Origin of the sequence: Halorientalis sp. LT38 (assembly GCF_037031225.1) — an archaeon.
Taxonomy (GTDB): Archaea; Halobacteriota; Halobacteria; order Halobacteriales; family Haloarculaceae; genus Halorientalis; species Halorientalis halophila.
The window spans coordinates 2,868,162-2,887,184 of sequence record NZ_JAYEZN010000001.1 but is presented as its reverse complement, the minus strand read 5'-3'; the positions used below and the strand labels follow the sequence as shown (position 1 = coordinate 2,887,184).

Here is a 19,023-nt window from a genome sequence, read left to right as displayed (position 1 = left end):
CCTGCGCGCCGGGGCGACGAGGGCCTCGCTGCCCGCAGTCAGGCCCGCAGTCGGGAGGCTTACGGGGGTCGGGTCCGAATCTCGGGGCGTGGATCACGACCGGCTCATCTCGGGCGTCGCGGCTGCCCTCGCGGTCTGTGCAGTCGTGCTCGCCGTCCTGGCGGTGGTCTACAACCTCGCGATCCTGGTGATCGCGGCCGCCGTCGGCGCCGCCGCCTACTTCATGTGGTACCAGGCCAGCGGCCGCCTCGCGGCCCGGGTCTACCGGTCGGTCGAAGACCGCGCGCGACAGAACAACGGTCGTGGGGAGTCGCGGTCGCGGACGCGCGAGACGGGTGGGTTCGGCGCGGGACCCCGGGAGGACTGGACCGCGCCGGGCGGTCGCGGCGGCCGACGCACGAGTGGCGGCCAGCGTCGAGCCGGACGGCAAGGGCAGCGCCAGCGTCGACGCGCGCGCCAGCAGACCGACGGGCCGAGCGAGGCCGAAGCCTACAGCATCCTCGGCGTCGAGGTCGGTGCCGACGACGAGACGGTAAAGGCCGCCTACCGGCAGAAGGTCAAAGAAGTTCACCCCGACACGGCGGGCGGCGACGAGGACGAGTTCAAGCGGGTCAACGCCGCCTACGAGCGGCTGACCTGATCGTCGCGGTCGAGGTAGCCGCAGACGCCGACCACGTCACGCCGGAGCGTCGGACTCTCCCACTCCGGTCTGAGTTCGGAGACCATCTCGTCGAGGTCGTCGTCCGTCGCCTCGCGAGCGCTGCGGACGGCCTCGACCCACTCCGGGAGCATGGCCGCGTAGTCGCGCAGTTCCGCCGTCGCTTCGCCGGGTTTTCCGGGGCCGAAGTGGCTGTACAGGGTCCGCGAGGGATCGAGTTCCAGCAGGCGCTCGACGGTCGCGAGGTTCGCCTCAAGGTCGAAGCTCGGCGGCGGCGTGGTGGGTGCCACGCCGTCGACCCGCGGGGCGAACGCGCCGACGGCGTCGGCGCCGAACAGCGTCGCGGAATCGGGCTCGAAGCAGACCAGGTGATGGGGTGCGTGGCCCGGTGCGTCGTAGAGTTCCAGCAGCCGATCGCCCAGCGCGAGGGTCTCGCCGCCGGAGACGGCGCGACAGCGCTCGGTCGGGAGCAGGCCCGGGTCGCTGTAGGGAGCTTCCATCCCGATGGCGGCCTCGACGCTCTCGACGAGGCGGTCGAGGCGGTCGGGGTCGGTGAGATAGGGCAGGCCGCGCTCGTGGACGACGGCGGTCGCGTTCTCGCAGGCGTCGAGCAGTCGAGCGGTTCCGGCGGCGTGATCGAGGTGGACGTGACTGACGACGACGTACTCGACGTCGGCGGCGTCGATCCCGATCGCGTCCATCGCCGCGAGGATGCGCTCCGCGCCGGCGACGGTGCCGGCGTCCAGGATCGCGGGGTCGGCGGCGTCGAGCAGGTAGGTCGCCAGCAGTCCCTCGGTCCCGAACAGTTCGTTGTCGACGAGATGGATGTCGGGGCACCCCGCGACCGATTCGGCGTCCATACCGGCGAGAGGGACCGCGGTCACTTATGCGATGGGAGGCAGTAGCCAGGGCCATGGAAATAGACACAGTCGCCACGATGGCGGGAGGACACGCGTGACCCCGCCGCTGGCGGTCGACATCGACGGGACGCTGACGGGGCCGGACCGCGGCCTCGACCCGCGCGTGATGCCGGTCCTGCAGGAGTGGGACGCGCCGGTGGTCGTGGCGACGGGGAAGGCCTTCCCGTACCCCGTCGCGCTCTGTGAGTTCCTGGCGATTCCGATCACCGTGATCGCCGAGAACGGCGGCGTCGTCGCCGTCGCGGGCGAGGAGATCGTCTTCACCGGCGACCCCGAGGGCGCGTGGGCGGTCGCCGAGGAGTACGAAGCGGCCGGCTACGACCTCGGCTGGGACGAACCGGACTTCGTCAACCGCTGGCGCGAGACGGAGATCGCGGTCGCCCTCGACCAGCCGCTCGACCCCCTCGAACGGATCGCGGCCGACCACGGCCTCGAAGTGGTCGACACCGGCTTCGCCTACCACGTCAAGACGCCCGACGTGGACAAGGGCAAGGGACTGAAGGCGGTCGCGCGGACGCTCGATCTCGACCCCGAAGACTTCGTCGCCGTCGGCGACTCCGAGAACGACGTGGCGACCTTCGAGACGGCGGGTCGGTCCATCGCCGTCGCCAACGCCGACGAGCGCGCGCTGGCCGCGGCCGACGAGGTGACCGACGACAGTTACGGCGCGGGGTTTCTGGAGGCCGTCGAAGCGATCCGGGGCGAGGACGTGCGGTGATTCGTTGAAGGGACGTGCGGTGATTCGAGAGGGCGGTGCGCCGGATCCCCGGCCCCCATATATACGCACCGTGGTAACACCACTCTAGATTCGAGAAAGCTTTTAATAGCTGTCCCCTAACCGCGACGTATGAGCCCCGACCGGGCCGTCCTCGAACGCGCCATCGAGCGCGGTGAGGAGGAGGGCGGCAGCGTCGAGTTCAAAGAGCGGCTCACGAAAGACCTCCACGCGACGGAGGGACGGTTCGAGAGCCTGGCCGCACAGCTCCGTCATCGCGTCCTCTCGGGCGACGGGGAAGCGACCTACGTCGTCGGGGTCACCGACGACGGCGGCCTCGCCGGCATCGACCCGGACACCTTCTCCGAGTCGATGGACGTCCTCTCCCTGCTGGCCGAGGAGGCCGGCGCGCACATCGACGACGTGGAGACCTGGGGCGTCGACGAGGCCACCGGCACGGCCACGAAGGGCGACGCCGGGACCGGCGGCATCGTCGGCGTCGCGACCATCCGGGAGGGTGCCGTGATGAGCGACGACGAGCACATCGTCGTCGGGACCGCCGGCCACGTCGACCACGGCAAGAGCACGCTGGTCGGCTCGCTGGTCACCGGCGACGCCGACGACGGTGAGGGCGGCACCCGATCCTTCCTCGACGTCCAGCCCCACGAGGTCGAACGCGGCCTCTCGGCTGACCTGTCCTACGGCGTCTACGGCTTCGACGACGACGGCCCGGTCCGGATGGACAACCCCCACCGCAAGTCGGACCGCGCCCGCGTCGTCGAGGAGGCCGACCGCCTCGTCTCCTTCGTCGACACCGTGGGCCACGAACCGTGGCTCCGCACCACCATCCGCGGCCTGGTCGGGCAGAAGCTCGACTACGGCCTCCTGACCGTCGCGGCCGACGACGGCCCCACGAAGACCACCCGCGAGCACCTCGGCATCCTGCTGGCGACCGACCTCCCGACGGTCGTCGCCATCACGAAAGCCGACCTGGTGAGCGAGGAGCGCCTGCGCGAGGTCGAACGCGAGGTCGAGCGCCTGCTCCGCGAGGTCGACAAGACGCCGCTCAGGGTCGAGCGCCACGGCGTCGACGCGGCCGTCGAGGAGATCAGCGAGACGGTCGTCCCGGTCCTGACGACGAGCGCGGTGACCATGGACGGACTGGCCCAGCTCGACGAACTGTTCGAGCGCCTGCCCAAAACCGTGGGCACCGACCGCAGCGACGAGGCGTTCACCATGTACGTCGACCGGACGTACAACGTCACCGGCGTCGGCGCGGTCGCGTCCGGGACGATTCGCTCCGGGACCGTCGAGGCCGGCGACGAACTCCTGATCGGTCCGATGCAGGACGGCACCTTCCGCGAGGTCGAGGTGCGGTCGATCGAGATGCACTACCACCGCGTCGACGAGGCGCAGGCGGGCCGCATCGTCGGCATCGCGCTGAAGGGCATCGCCGAGGTCGACATCGAGCGCGGGATGGCGTTGCTCCCCCGCGACGCCGACCCGACGCCCGTCCGGGAGTTCGAGGCCGAAGTGATGGTCCTCAACCACCCCACGCGCATCGGCGACGGCTACGAACCGGTCGTCCACCTCGAGACCGTCAGCGAGGCCGGCGCGTTCTACCCCGAGGGCGGCCAACTCCTCCCCGGCGACTCCGGCGAGACGCGCGTCCGCTTCAAGTTCCGCCCCTACTACGTCGAGGAAGGCCAGCGATTCGTCTTCCGCGAGGGTCGCTCTAAGGGCGTCGGCACCGTGACCGACGTGACGCCGGTGGAGTGAGTCACCCACCGAGCGCCGCTCGCAGCAGTTTCGCTTCCGCTTTCCTGAGGTGTTCCGCGGCCGTACTGGGCGCACAGCCGATGGCGGCGGCCACGTCCTCGTGGCTCGCGGTCCGTGGGATCTCGTAGTAGCCCAGGTCGAGCGCCGCCGTTGCTGCCTCCCGCTGGCGCGCGCTCAACCGCGTCTCGGCCAGCGCCGGGACCGCGCCGAGGCCGCTCACCGCCTCGATCTCGACGTCGACCGGTGCGCGCAGCGCCTCGAACGCGGCCTGGACCGTCTCGGTCGGGCCGACCGCCGACATCGAGACCGTCCCGTCGGAGTGATAGCGGATCGGTGGGACCACGACGACCCCGCCGTTCGACAGCGGGTCGAACATCTCCCGGAGGTCGCCGGTCGTCTCGTCGTGGACGTAGGCGTAGAAGGCGTCCTCGCCGGCCGGTTCCAGTTCGTAGTCCCGGACCACGTCGACGGCGGCCGTGGCACGGTCGAAGGCGTCGACGTCGCCTTCGACGTAGTGGAGGATGCCGAGCGCGTCGCCGGTGTAGTTCCACTGCAACGCCGTCGCCCGCTCGACGAACGGCGCGCCGGTCATGAGGCCGTACATCGGGTGGATATCGGCCTCGTCCCCGTGGGCCGTGATCGTCACCCGGACGTGTTTCATCGTCTCCCGGTGTCGGACCGGCGACTTAAATCCCCCGGGCCAGTCCGGCGAACCTGATTCGGCTCTCCCAGCCCTCGTTCCGGTATGGTTCGGACACTGCTGACCGGTGCCACCGGCACGCTGGGCAGCGCCCTGAGACCCCGACTGCTGGAGGCGGGCCACGACGTGCGCGCGGCGAGTCGGTCGCCGCCGACGGCCGACGATGCCGTGGAGTGGATCGAGATGGACCTCGTCGACGGGACGGGGATCGAGGCCGCCGTCTCGGACGTGGACGTGGTCGTCCACGCCGCGACCGCCCCGCAGGGCGACAGCGAGGCCGTCGACGTGCGGGGGACCGAGCGGTTGCTGGACGCGGCGGCGAAGGCGAGCGTCGAGAACTTCCTGTACCCGTCAATCGTCGGCGTCGACGAGATTTCCCTCTCCTACTACGAGGACAAACTGGCCGCCGAGCGCGCGGTGGAAGCGAGCGACGTGCCCTGGACCATCGTTCGCGCGACGCAGTTCCACGAGTTCCTCGACGAGTTGCTGGGACAGGTCTCCTGGCTTCCCGTCTGGCCGCTGCCGACGGAGATTCGGAGCCAGCCGATCGCGGTCGACGAGGCGGCCGACGCCATCGTCGAGCACGCGACGCCGGAAGCCGGGGGACGCGTGCCCGAGGTCGGCGGTCCGGAGGTGCTGACGCTCGGCGAGATCGCGCGGTCGTACCGGCGAGCGCGGGGCAAGCGGCGACTCCAGTTCCGCCTGCCGGTCCCCGGCGACGCGATGGCCGGGTTCCGGGCGGGCGAGGCGACCTGTCCGGACCGAACGGTCGGGACGACGACCTGGGCGGCGTGGCTCGACCGGCGATACGGGGACGGCGGGGCGGCGGGAACGGAGTCACCGGCGTCGCCGTCCTGACCGGTCACCCCTCCTCCCACGGCGGCGCTTCGAGGTCGGCCATCGACTCCAGCCGGTAGTCCGGCGTGGACGTCGGCTCGGAGCCGTCGGTCAGGAGCGCGGCCTGGATGCCCGCGCCGTCGGCCCCGCGCACGTCCTCGAAGACGGAATCGCCGACGTGGACGGCCCGGCGGGGCGCGGCGTCCAGCGCGTACAGCGCCTCGTGGAACGCGCCGGGTTCGGGCTTGGGCGCGGTGTCGTAGCCGGCGTAGACGATCACGTCGAAGGCGTCCCGGAGGCCCAGCGTCGCCAGTTTCGGGTCCGTGGTCTCGGGCCCGCCGTTGGCGACCAGCGCGAGGTCGTAGGCCTCCCCTAACGATTCGACGGCGGCCAGCGCGCCGTCGAGCGGGTCCACGTCGCCGTGATCGCGCATCGAAGCGTAGACTGTCGCGAGGCGGCGGCCCAGCGCGGGGTCGCGGCCCTCGGCCTCGGCGAGGTCGACGAAGGCGGCCTCGCGGCGCTCGGCGCGGGTCTCGTCGGTGACGACCTGGAGGCGGAACCGCTCGCGGTACTCGGCGGGCGTGAAGAAGGGATCGACGTCGAGTTCGTCGAACGCGGCCGCGAGCAGTTCCGCGCAGGAGCGCCGGTACTCACAGATCGTCCCGTCGAGGTCGAGGAACACCGCCTCCGGCGACCGGTCGTCCATCGCTCGCGGGTTCGCCCGCCGTGCGCTAAAGGGTTCGGCCCCGGCCGAACCTTGCCGGGAGACGGGATCGCCTCGAAACCGGTCAGGCCGGCCGGTAGCCGCCGTCGGCGCGCTCCACCCGGCCGAACAGGACGGCCCAGTCGAGCAGACGGCGGGTCCGCTCGGTCCAGACGCGCTCCCAGTCGGCGTGGCGGTTGCGCTCCCAGTTCGGGACCTCGTCGCGGATCGCCTGGAACGCCGCGTCGACACTCACTGGCTCGTCGGCGGCGTCGAGGGCGGCCAGCAGTTCTCGAACGCCGAACACGCGTTCGACGAACGCGTCGGCGACCGCCGGGTCCGTCGGGTCGCGCCGCCGTCGCTCGTACCCCCGATCGGTCTCGGTCGCCAGTTCGACGGCCCGGCAGAAGGTGAGCCACGACTCGGCCGCCTCCCGGTTCGAGATATCGGTCCGGTTCTGGATCCGGGCGCAACAGTCGTCGGTCGACCCGGGGACGAGGGGGATCGCGCCGTGGACGGCCGCGAGCAGGTCGGCGTCGACCGGGTCGGGCGCGACCTTGAACCGCATCAGAGGGAAAAGGAGTCGGCCAGCAGGTCGTGGTTCGGTTCGCCGAGGACGTGCGTCTCGCCGCCGACCACGTCGATCGTGACCTGCGCGGGGGCGAAGACGGACTCGGGAACCTCGTAGAAGTCCCAGTCGGCGTCCTCGAAGATCTCGGCGAAGGGGCGCCCGTACTCCTCGGTCGCGCTGGAGGGGACCTCCTGGAAGCGGTCGAAGGGGCTGTCGACGACCAGGTGGACGCGACCGCCGTAGGCGAGCGCGTCGTTGGTCCGGGCGATGGCGGTCTCCTCGTCGTCGGCGACCGGGGCGACCGGTGCGGTGCCCGACACCGAGAGCACGTCCAGCGGGTCGTAGCCCAGTTCCGAGAGGCGGAAGACGGCGAGTTCGGCCGCGCGGGCGGCCATCGACACGCTGCCGGTGACGCTCGCCGTCGAGAACGCCGGCAGGAAGACCCCGCTCTCGGGGACGCCCGCCACGTCGGCGACGTGCTCGGTGACGGCGAGGCCCGGAACCGTGTCACTCTCGACTGTCAGGACGGCGAAGTCGAACTCGTCGCGGTAGCCGACCCGCTGGAAGACGTCTTCCTCTGCGACGAGGGCTCTCGCGGGGCCACCGCCCAGCCCCTCGAAGCCGTCGACGGATAGCTCCCAGCCGGCCTTCTGCCCGCAGAGCAGCGCCAGGGCGGGGTGGTCGGTCGACAGTTCGACGTGCGTCAGCGGCGCGCCGGCGACGGAATCCATCGTCGTGCTGACGGACGTGAGGCCGGCGGTGGCGATCTCGGTCAGCAACAGGCCGGCCTCGAGCCCGCCGGGGATCTCGACGCCGAAGTCGAGCACCGTCGCGTCGTTCTCGAGGCGGGAGACGGCGACGTTCAGCTCGTCGGCGAAGTCGATGGCCTCGTCGACGAGGTCCGTCGCCATGCGATTCAGACTCTCCATACCCCCGCTTCGGCCGGCCGCCCTTTAGGCGTCCGGGTCCCGGTCGCTGCGCGCCGGGCGGCCCAGTTCCCGCTCGACGCCCTCGACTTTCTCCCGGGCCGACCCGCGGCCGCGTTTGTCGTCGATCTTCAGCACCGTACTCACCCGGTCGGCGTCGACGGCTTCGTGGGCGGCCTGGGCGGCGGCGAACAGCTCCCCGATCTCATCGGCCTCGATGGTCGTCCCCATCGGCGTCGTCTCGTAGGCGACGTCGAACTCGTCCAGGGCCGCGACGGCCTTCGCCACCTCGCCGGCCATGCTCCCCTCGATCACGGGCGCGACGCTCAGGAATCCGACGACTGTCATGGCCCCACGTTGGGGCCGAAGGCGGTAAAATCCCCCGCCGATCGGTGCTCCCTGCCGATCTCGACCGAAGCTATTAGACGTATCGCCGTGCGAATGTGTTCGTGAGCAGAGACATCACGCGGCGGGAGACGCTTCGGGTGAGTGCAGCGACGGTCGGCGTCGCCGGGTTGGCGGGCTGTAGCGCGGTCACGGACGCGATTCCGTTCGTCGGTGGCAGCTACACGGACTGGGTGTTCGAGCCGGGAGCTGTCGGGGACGACGATCACCAGATCGTGTCGTTCACCGACTACCGGACGATCGTGGACAACGAAGACGCGTTCGACAGCGACTACTACGACGAGAGCTTCGAGAGCAACGAGGACTCGTTCCCGCTCGAAACGGTCGACCTGGACGTCGAGGACGTGCAGTCGAGGGTCACGATCGGCGGGTTCGGCGGGCGGATCGCGGCCGAGTACGAACGGGAGGCCGTCGCCACGGAACTCGAAGACGAGGACTACGACGACGACACCGAGTACGAGGGCTACACCGTCTACCTCGGACCGAACGAGCGTCGGGCCGTCGGGATCGACGGCAGCAACGTCCTGTACTCCAGGACCACCTTCACCTCGGACGCGGACCCCGTCGAGATCGTCGAGGCGCTGATCGACGCCAAAAACGGCGAGGAAGACCGCTACGTCGACGAGAGCGAGGGATTCAAGGGCGTATCCGACGAGTTGGGCTCGCCGACGTTCGCGTTCTTGCGGACGCAGGATCCGCCCGAGGAGACGAACGCTGAAAACGGTCGCTTCGAGGAAAACGTCGCCGGCGGGTTCGGGGCGACCGTCAACGGTGAGACGACCAATTTGGGGACCGTCCTGGTGTTCGACAGCGAGGACGACGTGGACATGGACGGCGTCGAGGAGTACGCCGACACCGAGCAGTTCGACGAGTGGGACGACCTGTCCACGACGCAGGCCGGGACCGCCGTGCTGATCGAGGGCCAGGTCGACACCGACGACCTGCAGGACGTGCTGAACTGAGGGGGCCAGACGGTTTTCGGTCGGTGGCGTGCGGGCCCGCGACGAGGGGCTTTGCGACAGGGAGTGGTGACGGGGCGAAAAACCGGCAGTCCGCTACCTTTTTGCCGACCCTGGGGGAAGCGTTGTGCATGCTCACCGTCCGGGCGCCAGCCACGAGCGCGAACCTCGGGAGCGGCTTCGACGTGTTCGGGGTCGCGCTCGACCGCCCGGCGGACGTCGTTCGCGTCGAGAAGGCAGAGGAAATCAGCATCGAGGTCACCGGCGTCGGCAGCCAGTACATCCCTGAAGACCCCGACAAGAACACCGTCGGCGCCGTCGCCGAGGCGCTGGAGGCGCCCGCCCGCATCGTCATCGACAAGGGGGTCCGCCCGGCCTCGGGCCTTGGCTCCTCCGCAGCCAGCGCGGCCGCGGCCGCCGTCGGCCTGAACGAACTCTACGATCGGGGCTACTCCCGCGAGGAACTGGTCCCCATCGCCGCGAAGGGAGAGGCCGTCGTCTCGGGCGACGCCCACGACGACAACGTCGCCCCCTCGATCATGGGCGGGTTCACCATCGCGACCGACGACGGCGTCACGAAGGTCGACGCCGACATCCCGCTCGTGGCCTGCCTCCCCGACATCGTCGTCTCCACGCGGGACGCGCGGGCGGTCGTCCCCGAATCGGCGCAGGTCGACCAGCTGATCGAGACGGTCGGCTGGGCGGCGACGCTCACCACGGGAATGCACCGCGACGACCCCCACCTCGTCGGCGAAGGGATGAACGACACCGTCGTCACGCCCGCCCGTGCGAAGCTGATCGACGGCTACTCGCAGGTCCGCGACGCCGCGCTGGACGCCGGCGCGACCGGCGTCACCATCAGCGGGGCCGGCCCGACCGTCATCGCGGCCTGCGAGGAACGGGATCGGCGACGCGTCGGCACGGCGATGATCGACCGGTTCGAGTCGGTCGGCGTCGACGCCCGCGTCTACCAGACGGAGATCGGCGACGGCGCGACCGTTTTCTGAGAACTGGGTTACCAGCGCTGGCGTTCGCTCTCGTTGATCCAGCGGAAGCGCTCCTCGCCGGTGGCGGTCTCCTCGGAGCCGGGTTCCTGCCAGGCGACGCAGAGGCTGCCGCCGACGATGCCGACGAGCATGCCGATGACGAGGCCGCCGAACGCACCGATCAACGAGAGGATCGACATCGTCGTGCCGGTCACGCCGATCAGGGTCGAAAGCTGCGGTTTGACGAGGGCGAACACGCCGCAGGCGACGACCATGGCCGCGAAGACGATCCCCAGCGCGGAGTAGGAGGGCCCCTGCGTCGCGGAGATCATCTGCAGTCGGATCGGGATGGCGGCGATGATCATCCCGGCGAGGATCAGCAGGACGCCGCCGGCGAAGGGGCGCCCGGCCCGCCACCGCGCAAAGGCGCCCGGTCGACCCGGCACCGACGCCGGTTCCTCGCGGGTCGGACTCTCGCCGGACCCGCCGAAGAGCCCGAGCGAGACGTCCTCGAGGAGCAGGCCGTAGCCGCTGCCGAGCACCTGGCCGTACACCAGGAAGGCGACGACGATCAGCGGGCCCGTCGCGGGGAGGAGGCCGGCGACCGAGCCGGCGAAGAAGAGGAGGCCGACGACGAGCCCGAATGCGAGGCCCATGCTCCCGGCGGTGACCGTCAGGGCCGCGCGGGTGAGCAGCGGGACGAGGAGTTTCTGGGTCGTCTTCGACCGCCGCGAGAACATGATGACCGTGTTCGTGAAGTCGTTGATCGTCCGGGAGACGTACGCGACGAAGGCGAATCCGAGCAGGACCGACAGCCCCATCCAGACGCCGAAGCCGGTCGAGACGCCAGTCAGGCCGACCGTCTCGGCCAGGCCGGAAAACAGCGAGAGGCCGACCGCGAGGGCGGCGACGCCCCCGCCGACGAGCCCGGCGCCGACCGACGCCGCGACGCCCGCCCGGACTTCCTCGCCGGGGACGAGCATCGACCCGTCGAACTTCTCCAGCACGAGTCCGTAGCCGTTCCCGAGGACCTGCCCGTAGACCGCCAGCGCGACGAGGCCGGCCAGACCGAGGTTCGGGATCACCCCGGCCGCACCGAGGGCCAGCACTGCGACGCCGAGGGCGATCCCGTAGCCCAGGCCCATGCTCCCGGCGGTGACCGTCAGGGCCGCGCGGGAGAGCAGCGGAACGAGCAGTTTCTGGGTCGTCTTCGACCGCCGCGAGAACATGATGACCGTGTTCGTGAAGTCGTTGATCGTCCGGGCCAGCACGACGGCGAAGACCAGGCCCATAATCAACCCGGCGAGGACGAACACCGTGGCGCCGGCGAGCGGCGACGGCGCGCCGATCAGACCGCCGATCTCGGCGAGCATCGAACTGCCGCCGAGGACGGAGAGGACGGCCACGCCGGCGACGCCGCCGCCGACGGCGCCCACCACGGCCGCGTTCTGCTCGTCGGCGGTCTCGGCCGGCGCGTACCAGTTCTGTTCGAGCAGGATCCCGTACGCGGTCCCCATGATCTGCCCGAAGACGAGGTAGCCGAAGATGACCGAGAAGTCGGCCAGCGGCGGGATCCCGGTCGGGGCGCCGAGGGCCCACAGCGCGACCGGGAACCCGTAGGCGAAGACGCCGTACCCGAGGATGTGGCCGTAGAGCAGTCCCATGCTCCCGGCCGTGAGTCCGAGCGCCGACCGCCGCAGGAGCGGCACCAGGATCTTCTGTGTGAGGTGGCTCTTCCGGGAGATCATGATGATCGTGTTCGTGAACTCGTTGACCGTCCGTGACATGAACACGCCGAACACGAGCGCGAACAGCACGCAGGATCCGATCCAGACCAGCCAGCCGGTGGTGAGACCGCTCCCACCGACCAGCGTAGCGAAGTACTCGAATCCCTGGGTCTTGCTCCCGCCCGGCCCGGGAAGGAGCTGGATCACCAGCCCCGCCGGAATCGCCCCCAGTATCGCCCCGATCACCGCTGCTACTTGCTCGTCCCGCCCGAACGTCGAGTTCATTCTCGTACTCATGGTCCCATCTGCCCCGCACGCCCCCCAGCGACGTGGCTCTCTGGGCACAACTTCCGAAGTCGTCTTAAAAAGTATTCTGCGCCTATTGACCGGGCGTTTAAACGTGCCGTCGTGAGGGTCCGAATCGTACCTGCCTTCGAGGGAATGTGAACGTGTCAGTCGATAAAACAGTCGAGAGAGTGGGTTCCGAGTGTCTGCTCAGACGCCCCGGCCCTGCAGTTTCTCCTCCTCGGGGAGGTCCGCGCTGGCGTCGCCCTTCATCCCCGAGCCGATGTTCGAGGAGATCTCGGCCAGTTTCTCGGGGTCGTCCCAGTTGTTGACGGCCTCGACGACGGCGGTGCCCATCGCCTCGGGGTCTTCCGCGCCGAAGATACCGGAGCCGACGAAGATGCCGTCGCAGCCGTGGTGCATCATCAGCGCCGCGTCGGCGGGCGTCGCGATGCCGCCCGCGGCGAAGTTCACGACCGGCAGCCGGCCCATCTCCGCGGTCTCGTGAACCAGGTCGATCGGCGCGTCGTTCTCGCGGGCCCACGCCTCTCGCTCCTCGTGACTCGCCCCTTCGAGTTCGCGGATCGCGCCCTTGATGTTGCGCTGGTGGTGGACGGCCTGGTTGACGTCGCCCGTCCCGGCTTCGCCCTTGGTCCGGATCATCGCCGCGCCCTCGTGGATCCGGCGCAGGGCCTCACCGAGGTTCCGCGCGCCGCAGACGAACGGGGACGTGAACTCGCGCTTGTCGATGTGGAAGCGGTCGTCGGCGGGGGTGAGTACCTCGCTTTCGTCGATCATGTCGACGCCCGTCGCCTCGAGGATCTGGGCCTCCTTCGTGTGGCCGATGCGGGACTTGCCCATCACCGGGATCGACACCTCGTCGATGATCTCCTCGACGTCGGCGGGGTCGGCCATCCGGGCGACGCCCCCGCGCTTGCGGATGTCCGCGGGGACGGCCTCCAGTGACATGACCGCCACGGCCCCCACGTCCTCGGCGATGCGGGCCTGCTCGGGGTCGACGACGTCCATGATGACGCCGCCCTTCTGCATCTTCGCGAACCCGCGCTTGACCAGATCGGTCCCGCGACGGAGTTCCTCCAGATCGGTCGGCTCTGACATACCATCGAGTTGGGCCGTCACGCACTTAACGCGTGTCCTTTCCGGAAGGACGCGAGCCCCCGACCCGCTCCGGTATCGTTTTGCCCCAGTCGGCCGTCGATCCCGCCATGTCGGTCGTCACCAGGCTCGGTCGTCGGCTCGAAGGCTTCATCGCCCGCTACTTCGACGCCGCGCTGCCCGAGCGCGAGCCCCTGCCCCGCTACCTCGCGCCCCTGCCCGCCTGGCTCGAGGACGCCGCCCTCCGCCTGGCCTGGCCCATCGCCATCGTCAACCTGCTCGGCACCGCCTTCGGATTCTGGTACTACGGCTTCCACCCCTGGCCCTTCACCGACCCCCTCTTCGCCGGCCAGTTCGCACTGACGCCCCCGGAGATGTGGCTCTTCGTCCCCGACAGCCCCGTCGCCACCGGATTCATCGGCCTCTCGCTGATCGCCTGGCGGCTCGACTGGCAGGCCGAGTGGCTCCACGTCCTGGCCTTCTTCGGCTGCATCAAACTCGGCCTCTGGACCCCGTTCGTCCAGTTGCTCGTCAACGGCCTGGGCGACCTGAACCCGCTGATGTACCACTTCCTGATCTGGAGCCACGCCCTGATGGCCGTCGAAGCCTTCCTGATCCATCGCTACAGCGACTTCCCCATCTGGGCCATCGCCCTCGCAACCGCCTGGTACACGCTCAACGACGTCGTCGACTACTTCGTCCCCATCGTCGGCGACCCCCACCACACCCTCCTGCGCGCGGAACAGGTCGTCGGCGGCTTCGACCACTCGCTGGCCGCCCACGACCAGGCCGCCGCCGGCGCCGTCGTGTTGACCGTCCTCGCCGTCTTCCTCGCGACCGCCACGCGCGCGAAGAAAGCCGAGCTTACCGGGTGATCAGGACTGTTCGCTATAACCAGGACTCGCTTCGCTCGTCCTCGCTGCTCACGGCTCCCTGCGGTCGCCGTTCGCTAGAACGAGCCCTCACTTCGTTCGGGCTCGCTATCCGCATGCGCCCTGACCCACAACTCCCCGATGCGTGACAACCGCGTCCGATACGACTTCCCGTGCTCCTCCTGCTCGATGTACCCTTTCCCACCCGGCCCCAGCCGATCCACGTTGTAGATCACCTTCGACCGGAAACTGTCCGAGTACTCCTCGCCCAGCTCACGCGCCAGTTCCTGCGCCAGCTCCGACACCGACTCGAACTCGCCGTGCTCTCCCAGCGTGAAGAGGATGATCTCCTCGAAGGGCTTGACGTTCGAGAAGGAAGCCACTGGGAGCTCGACGACGTGACTGCCGTCGATCTCCTTCGCACCGATGGTCGTCCCACGCTCGTCGAACTCGTCGAGCAGGTTCCGGGCGCTCTCCAGCCGCTCGGTGACCCTGTCGTCGTCGACGTCCTCGCCCAGATCCGAGAGCAGGTCGATCTGGCAGCGCAGTTCCTCGGCGAGTTCGGTCTCGAGGTACTTCTCCGGGACCGTGTAGTAGGTGTGGATGCGGTCGCGGTCCTCCTGGCGCTCGACCATGATCGAGTGGGCCGCGGTGGCAAAGGCGAAGGAGACGGTGCGGGGCATCGCGGAGATGTTGACCCAGATCTCGCTGCCGCCGGCGTCGTCGGCCCCGTCCTCGCGACCCCGGTCGAGTTCGCTCATGATCAGGCTGTAGGCCTGCTCGAAGGCCGTGTCGTAGTCGTAGACGTCCTCGACGACGACCCGTTCGGTCTCGGCCCCCAGCAGGTTCCGGAAGTCCTTCTCCAGTTTCTCCGCGAGGTTGCGCGAGTACTCGACGTTGGCCTCGCTCCCCACGGCCCCCTCCAGCAGGACGACCCGGTCCACGTCCAGCCGCTCGCGGACCAGCGGCGCGATCAGCCGGTCGTAGTCGAACCCGACCGGGACGATGTGGGTCTGCATACGGAGACGTGGGGACCGGCGGCCATATAAACTGCCAGTCCTCGGTTCCGTCGCGAAGCGGTACCGATCTGCGCTCGCGCCTGCCGGGCGTCGTCCGACGCGGGCTGCCGTATTATCGATTCGTAACAGGATCAATATTTATCATTTAGACTACCCACGGCCAGAGGTATGGACGAGGCCACCGCTGTCGGCAGACGCGACTTTCTGGCCGCTGCGGGCGGAACGGCAGCCGCGGTCGGTGCAACCGGGACGGGCGGGGCGACCGTCGACCCGGATCTGGCCGCGAAGTCCGGACGGGTCGACGCCGTCGTTCGCCTCGAAGCCGTGTCAGACACTGACTCTCGGGGCGAGCGAGGCGAGGTCGTACGGACGCTCAGGGACCGTGCCAGTCGCACACAGCAGCGGGTCGTCGACTACGTCCGGGACACGCCCGGGATGGAGCTCCGGCGACGGTTCTGGCTTGCGAACGCCGTCCTGGTCAGGGTCGACACGGATCGGGCCGCGTTCGCGGATCTGGCCGCAATCGACGGCGTCGATCGAGTGCACCGGACCGGTGCCGGGGGCGGATCGCGTCCCGCGCCGAAATCGACTGCCGCCAACGGCCCGGTCTCGGAGTCGAGACAGGCCGACGACGGGATCAGTTACGGACTGGAGATGATGAACGTCCCGGCGGTCTGGGACCGGTTCGAGACGCGAGGCGAAGGGGCCCGGGTCGCCGTCATCGACACGGGCGTCGACGCCGCCCATCCCGACATCGACCTGGCCGCGTGGGCCGAATTCGACGCCGAGGGCGAGCGCGTGGACAGCGATCCGCACGATCCGCACGGCCACGGGACGGGCATGAGCAGTCTCGCCGTCGGCGGGGACGCGAGCGGGACGCAGATCGGCGTCGCCCCGGACGCCGAACTGATCGTCGCCCGGCAGAGTCAGGATGGTATCTTCGCCTCGACGATCGCCGCACTCGAGTGGGCCGTCGAGAAGGACGCCGACGTGGTCTCGATGAGCTTCGAGTTCGGCCCGCTCGAACACGAGGCGATCGAACCGATCGCGAACGCCATCGCGGCCGGAACAGTGGTCGTCCCAGCGACGGTCGGCTCCGACTATTTCTTCGCGCCGGGGAGTTTCTACCACGCGCTCAGCGTCGGGGCCGTCGATCGGGACCGCGACCCGTTCCGGGACGGCAACGGCGGCGAGATCCTGACCGAGCGGCACTGGCGAAGCGATCTGATCCCGGAAAACTGGCCCGACCGCTACACCGTCCCGGACGTGGTGACCGCGGGTTACGACGTACTCACAGCGGTCCCGGACAACGAGGAGTTCGACGGGGGGCACCAGCGCACGAACGGGTACAGCAACGGCCCCCCACACGTCGCCGGCGTGGTCGCCCTGCTTCGCTCGCTCGATCCCGATCTCGCACCCGCCGAGATCCAGCGACTCCTCACCGAGACCGCCGAACAACCCGGCGACCCGTACGAGTACCCGGAGACGAACGGCGACTTCGGTCACGGGGTGGTCAACGCGGCCGCCGCCGCTGCCGAACTCGTGGGTCGGAACCGGGAGGTGACCGGCACGGTGACCGACCCCGGGGGCGAACCGGTCGCGAATGCGGCCGTCACCGCGGTGACCGGGGACGCGACCCGGACCGACGGCCAGGGGAGATATTCCCTGTCGGTTCCGCCCGGTGACGCAGCCGTCACCGCCTCGGCCGTCGGGTACGAGTCGGTCAGGCGGCGGGTCGCGCCCGGTGCGGGGCGCGACCTCGCCTTCGAGACCGAGCGCCGTCCGGACGTCCAGCGGACGGCTCGACCGCCGACCGTGTTCGAGCCCGGGGACACGATCTCGATGGCGTTCCAGGTCGAGCACGCAGACAATGCCGGCGTCTTCGTCCGCGAGTCGCCGGTGGCCCTCGATGCGTCGGCGGTGTCGGTGACGATAGACGGGGAATCGGCCGAACTCGGCCGGCCGGTGCGTCTCGCCGACGGGACGCGGACGCTCAGGATCGAAATCGCCGTGGCGGACGGGACGCGCGGTGTCCTCCCGCTGACCGTCGGCGTCGCGGCGGAGAGCGAGCGTCCCGGTGAGCCGGTCACGACCAGGATCGAACTCGACACGATCCACGTCCACGAGCGGCCGATGCTGGTCGCCGAGGGGGAGGACCTCCAGGCGGCCCTCGACAGCGCCGCCCCCGGGACGTTCGTGAAACTGGCCGGTGATCGCTGGGAGCGTCAGATCGAGGCCGTCGACGCGTCGTTCCCGGCGTCGCGCTACGACGTCCCCATCTTCGAGGAGAGCCGCGACGACGAGGCGGCGCTCGTTCTCGACCGGCCAATCACGGTCGCGGCCGAAGAGGGATCCGATCCGACGCTCGTCGCCAGCGGCGGGTCCGGGGAGCGGCGCTTCGGGGTGCAAATAACCAGCCACTACGTCAGGTTCCAGGGTATCGAGGTCGTCGCCGACGGCGCGACCGCCGCGGTGAGCGTCCTCGACGGCGACGGCGTCCACCTCCAGGACCTGGATCTCTCGGGTGCCGACCACGGGATCTTCGCGCAGTTCACGAAGAGCCTCACCGTCCAGTACAACCGGATCGCCGCCGCTGCGACCGGCGTCACGCTGCGGGATTTCAGCGTCAACGCACTGGTCCGGGAAAACGAGATCCGGGACGCAGAGCGAGGCGTGGTCCTCAGCGGGCGCGTCGGCGACCGACTCCTCGACGTCGACGCGGACGTCTTCGGGAACAGTTTCGAGAACGTCGCGACGGAGCTCGACGTCGAGGGCACGACGACGGTCAGGGGCGAGGACGGTGAGGAGCGAGGGATCGGCAGCCCACCCGGGGATTCGACGGCCGACCTCCTGTTGTACGCCGCGACGGCGGCAGCCCTCGGTGTGCTGTTGTACCCCTACGGGAGGCGGCGATTCAGGTGAGACCATGAGCATGATAGAGACGACCGATCTGACGAAGGAGTACGACGACGTGACGGCCGTCGACGGGATCGACCTGGCGGTCGAACGCGGTGAGATTCACGGCTTCGTCGGGCACAACGGGGCCGGCAAGACCACCACGATGCAGATGCTCGTGGGGCTGGTCACACCGACGAGCGGGGAGGCCACCATCGACGGCGAGCCGGCCGGAACGCTCGCGGCCAGGCGAAACGTCGGGTACGCCCCGCAGAATCCGGAGTTCTACGAGTCGATGACCGGCCGGGACTACCTCGTCTACATGAGCGAGCTCTCGGGCGTCGACGGCTCGGCGCGCGAGCGGGCCGACGAACTCCTCGAGTGGCTCGACCTCGACGACGCGGCGGACCAAGCCGTCGGCGGGTACAGCGGCGGGATGCTGCGGAAACTGGCCGTCGGGCAGGCGATGCTCGCCGATCCGGAGCTGCTGATTCTCGACGAACCGACGGCGGCGCTGGACCCGGAGGGCCGCGCGATGATCATCGACGCCCTCGAGAGCCTGACCGACGAGGGGACGACGGTCTTCGTGAGCAGCCACGTCCTCACCGAACTCGAGCAGTTCATCGACACCGTCACCGTCCTCAAGGAGGGACGGGTCGTGACCTCGGGACCCCTCGAAGAGGTGCTCTCCGCGACGGCGGCCGATCGGTACGTCGTCGACGCCTCGGACAACGATCGCCTGGCTGATCTGCTCGCGGCTCGGGACTGCGTCGAGCGAGTCGACCGCGACGGCGGGGGAGCCGTCGTGGTCACGGTCGCCGACCCCGCGGCCTTCACCGTCTCTCTCCCGGAGGTACTCAGTGACGCCGCCCTCGGGTTGCACTCGATGGCCCGCCAGGGCGGTCTCGAAGAGCGGTTCCTCGATATCCTCGAGGAGGGGGAGGCCTGAC

At 69.6% G+C, this 19,023-nt stretch carries 18 protein-coding genes; 9 read left to right on the top strand and 9 right to left on the bottom strand.

Annotation, left to right across the window (positions count from 1 at the left end):
* Positions 1-88: 88 nt before the first annotated feature.
* Complete coding sequence (locus U5918_RS14890; RefSeq protein ID WP_336002292.1) at positions 89-640, top strand: J domain-containing protein; 552 nt, start codon at positions 89-91, stop codon at positions 638-640.
* Here U5918_RS14890 and U5918_RS14885 read toward each other — a convergent pair.
* Positions 622-1,518 (bottom strand): MBL fold metallo-hydrolase, encoded by an 897-nt coding sequence (locus tag U5918_RS14885; RefSeq protein ID WP_336002291.1) that lies wholly within the window; start codon positions 1,516-1,518, stop codon positions 622-624. The two genes, U5918_RS14890 and U5918_RS14885, sit on opposite strands and share 19 nt — an antisense overlap.
* Positions 1,519-1,612: 94 nt before the next feature.
* Here U5918_RS14885 and U5918_RS14880 point away from each other — a divergent pair, with 94 nt between their 5' ends.
* Together U5918_RS14880 and U5918_RS14875 are read left to right on the top strand one after the other, a co-directional pair.
* A complete protein-coding gene (locus U5918_RS14880; protein ID WP_336002289.1) occupies positions 1,613-2,296 on the top strand; it encodes a phosphoglycolate phosphatase in 684 nt (227 codons plus the stop codon).
* Positions 2,297-2,425: 129 nt separating this feature from the next.
* A complete protein-coding gene (locus tag U5918_RS14875; RefSeq protein ID WP_336002287.1) occupies positions 2,426-4,072 on the top strand; it encodes a GTPBP1 family GTP-binding protein in 1,647 nt (548 codons plus the stop codon).
* Between the two features lies 1 nt (position 4,073).
* Here the strand turns inward: U5918_RS14875 and U5918_RS14870 are convergent, their stop codons facing one another.
* Positions 4,074-4,733 carry a helix-turn-helix domain-containing protein gene (locus tag U5918_RS14870; RefSeq protein WP_336002286.1) on the bottom strand — a complete coding sequence of 220 codons (660 nt, stop codon included), beginning with the start codon at positions 4,731-4,733 and terminating at the stop codon, positions 4,074-4,076.
* Positions 4,734-4,817: 84 nt separating this feature from the next.
* Here U5918_RS14870 and U5918_RS14865 point away from each other — a divergent pair, with 84 nt between their 5' ends.
* Positions 4,818-5,630: an SDR family oxidoreductase gene (locus U5918_RS14865; RefSeq protein ID WP_336002285.1), complete on the top strand. Its 813-nt coding sequence runs from the start codon at positions 4,818-4,820 to the stop codon at positions 5,628-5,630.
* A 4-nt stretch (positions 5,631-5,634) separates the two neighbouring features.
* Here U5918_RS14865 and U5918_RS14860 read toward each other — a convergent pair whose 3' ends face one another.
* The 4 genes from U5918_RS14860 to U5918_RS14845 all read right to left on the bottom strand — a co-directional run bounded on the left by U5918_RS14860 (position 5,635) and on the right by U5918_RS14845 (position 8,157).
* Complete coding sequence (locus tag U5918_RS14860; protein WP_336002283.1) at positions 5,635-6,315, bottom strand: HAD family hydrolase; 681 nt, start codon at positions 6,313-6,315, stop codon at positions 5,635-5,637.
* A gap of 82 nt (positions 6,316-6,397) precedes the next feature.
* On the bottom strand, positions 6,398-6,880 hold the full coding sequence (locus U5918_RS14855; RefSeq protein WP_336002282.1) for a double winged helix-containing putative transcriptional regulator: 483 nt from the start codon (positions 6,878-6,880) through the stop codon (positions 6,398-6,400).
* Positions 6,880-7,812 (bottom strand): methenyltetrahydromethanopterin cyclohydrolase, encoded by a 933-nt coding sequence (mch, locus tag U5918_RS14850; RefSeq protein ID WP_336002281.1) that lies wholly within the window; start codon positions 7,810-7,812, stop codon positions 6,880-6,882. The genes U5918_RS14855 and mch overlap by 1 nt, the downstream gene beginning before the upstream one ends.
* A gap of 24 nt (positions 7,813-7,836) precedes the next feature.
* Entirely contained in the window at positions 7,837-8,157 is a 321-nt protein-coding gene (locus U5918_RS14845) for a thiamine-binding protein (RefSeq protein WP_336002280.1), read from the bottom strand.
* Positions 8,158-8,258: 101 nt separating this feature from the next.
* On the opposite strand from U5918_RS14845, the gene U5918_RS14840 reads away from it, so the two are divergent.
* Both U5918_RS14840 and U5918_RS14835 read left to right on the top strand, forming a co-directional pair.
* Positions 8,259-9,176 (top strand): hypothetical protein, encoded by a 918-nt coding sequence (locus U5918_RS14840; RefSeq protein WP_336002279.1) that lies wholly within the window; start codon positions 8,259-8,261, stop codon positions 9,174-9,176.
* A gap of 128 nt (positions 9,177-9,304) precedes the next feature.
* Positions 9,305-10,180 (top strand): homoserine kinase, encoded by an 876-nt coding sequence (locus U5918_RS14835; protein ID WP_336002278.1) that lies wholly within the window; start codon positions 9,305-9,307, stop codon positions 10,178-10,180.
* An 8-nt stretch (positions 10,181-10,188) separates the two neighbouring features.
* Here U5918_RS14835 and U5918_RS14830 read toward each other — a convergent pair whose 3' ends face one another.
* Both U5918_RS14830 and pdxS read right to left on the bottom strand, forming a co-directional pair.
* Positions 10,189-12,183, bottom strand: a complete 1,995-nt coding sequence (locus tag U5918_RS14830) for a DUF6114 domain-containing protein (protein ID WP_336002277.1) — start codon at positions 12,181-12,183, stop codon at positions 10,189-10,191.
* A 198-nt stretch (positions 12,184-12,381) separates the two neighbouring features.
* Positions 12,382-13,290, bottom strand: a complete 909-nt coding sequence (pdxS, locus tag U5918_RS14825) for a pyridoxal 5'-phosphate synthase lyase subunit PdxS (RefSeq protein WP_336002276.1) — start codon at positions 13,288-13,290, stop codon at positions 12,382-12,384.
* A 107-nt stretch (positions 13,291-13,397) separates the two neighbouring features.
* Between pdxS and U5918_RS14820 the strand changes: the two genes are divergently transcribed.
* A complete protein-coding gene (locus U5918_RS14820; RefSeq protein WP_336002274.1) occupies positions 13,398-14,162 on the top strand; it encodes a DUF1405 domain-containing protein in 765 nt (254 codons plus the stop codon).
* A gap of 74 nt (positions 14,163-14,236) precedes the next feature.
* Here U5918_RS14820 and U5918_RS14815 read toward each other — a convergent pair whose 3' ends face one another.
* Entirely contained in the window at positions 14,237-15,178 is a 942-nt protein-coding gene (locus U5918_RS14815; RefSeq protein WP_336002272.1) for an HFX_2341 family transcriptional regulator, read from the bottom strand.
* A gap of 168 nt (positions 15,179-15,346) precedes the next feature.
* Between U5918_RS14815 and U5918_RS14810 the strand changes: the two genes are divergently transcribed.
* Together U5918_RS14810 and U5918_RS14805 are read left to right on the top strand one after the other, a co-directional pair.
* Positions 15,347-18,100 (top strand): S8 family serine peptidase, encoded by a 2,754-nt coding sequence (locus U5918_RS14810; RefSeq protein WP_336002270.1) that lies wholly within the window; start codon positions 15,347-15,349, stop codon positions 18,098-18,100.
* A 4-nt stretch (positions 18,101-18,104) separates the two neighbouring features.
* Entirely contained in the window at positions 18,105-19,022 is a 918-nt protein-coding gene (locus U5918_RS14805) for an ABC transporter ATP-binding protein (RefSeq protein ID WP_336002268.1), read from the top strand.
* The last annotated feature ends 1 nt before the right edge of the window (position 19,023 follow it).

Coding starts and splice junctions, on each gene's coding strand:
- U5918_RS14885 (WP_336002291.1), bottom strand. CDS start 1,518: ATGGACGCCGAATCGGTCGCGGGGTGCCCCGACATCCATCTCGTCGAC.
- U5918_RS14875 (WP_336002287.1), top strand. CDS start 2,426: ATGAGCCCCGACCGGGCCGTCCTCGAACGCGCCATCGAGCGCGGTGAG.
- U5918_RS14870 (WP_336002286.1), bottom strand. CDS start 4,733: ATGAAACACGTCCGGGTGACGATCACGGCCCACGGGGACGAGGCCGAT.
- U5918_RS14865 (WP_336002285.1), top strand. CDS start 4,818: ATGGTTCGGACACTGCTGACCGGTGCCACCGGCACGCTGGGCAGCGCC.
- U5918_RS14860 (WP_336002283.1), bottom strand. CDS start 6,315: ATGGACGACCGGTCGCCGGAGGCGGTGTTCCTCGACCTCGACGGGACG.
- U5918_RS14855 (WP_336002282.1), bottom strand. CDS start 6,880: ATGCGGTTCAAGGTCGCGCCCGACCCGGTCGACGCCGACCTGCTCGCG.
- mch (WP_336002281.1), bottom strand. CDS start 7,812: ATGGAGAGTCTGAATCGCATGGCGACGGACCTCGTCGACGAGGCCATC.
- U5918_RS14845 (WP_336002280.1), bottom strand. CDS start 8,157: ATGACAGTCGTCGGATTCCTGAGCGTCGCGCCCGTGATCGAGGGGAGC.
- U5918_RS14835 (WP_336002278.1), top strand. CDS start 9,305: ATGCTCACCGTCCGGGCGCCAGCCACGAGCGCGAACCTCGGGAGCGGC.
- U5918_RS14830 (WP_336002277.1), bottom strand. CDS start 12,183: ATGAGTACGAGAATGAACTCGACGTTCGGGCGGGACGAGCAAGTAGCA.
- pdxS (WP_336002276.1), bottom strand. CDS start 13,290: ATGTCAGAGCCGACCGATCTGGAGGAACTCCGTCGCGGGACCGATCTG.
- U5918_RS14820 (WP_336002274.1), top strand. CDS start 13,398: ATGTCGGTCGTCACCAGGCTCGGTCGTCGGCTCGAAGGCTTCATCGCC.
- U5918_RS14815 (WP_336002272.1), bottom strand. CDS start 15,178: ATGCAGACCCACATCGTCCCGGTCGGGTTCGACTACGACCGGCTGATC.
- U5918_RS14810 (WP_336002270.1), top strand. CDS start 15,347: ATGGACGAGGCCACCGCTGTCGGCAGACGCGACTTTCTGGCCGCTGCG.
- U5918_RS14805 (WP_336002268.1), top strand. CDS start 18,105: ATGAGCATGATAGAGACGACCGATCTGACGAAGGAGTACGACGACGTG.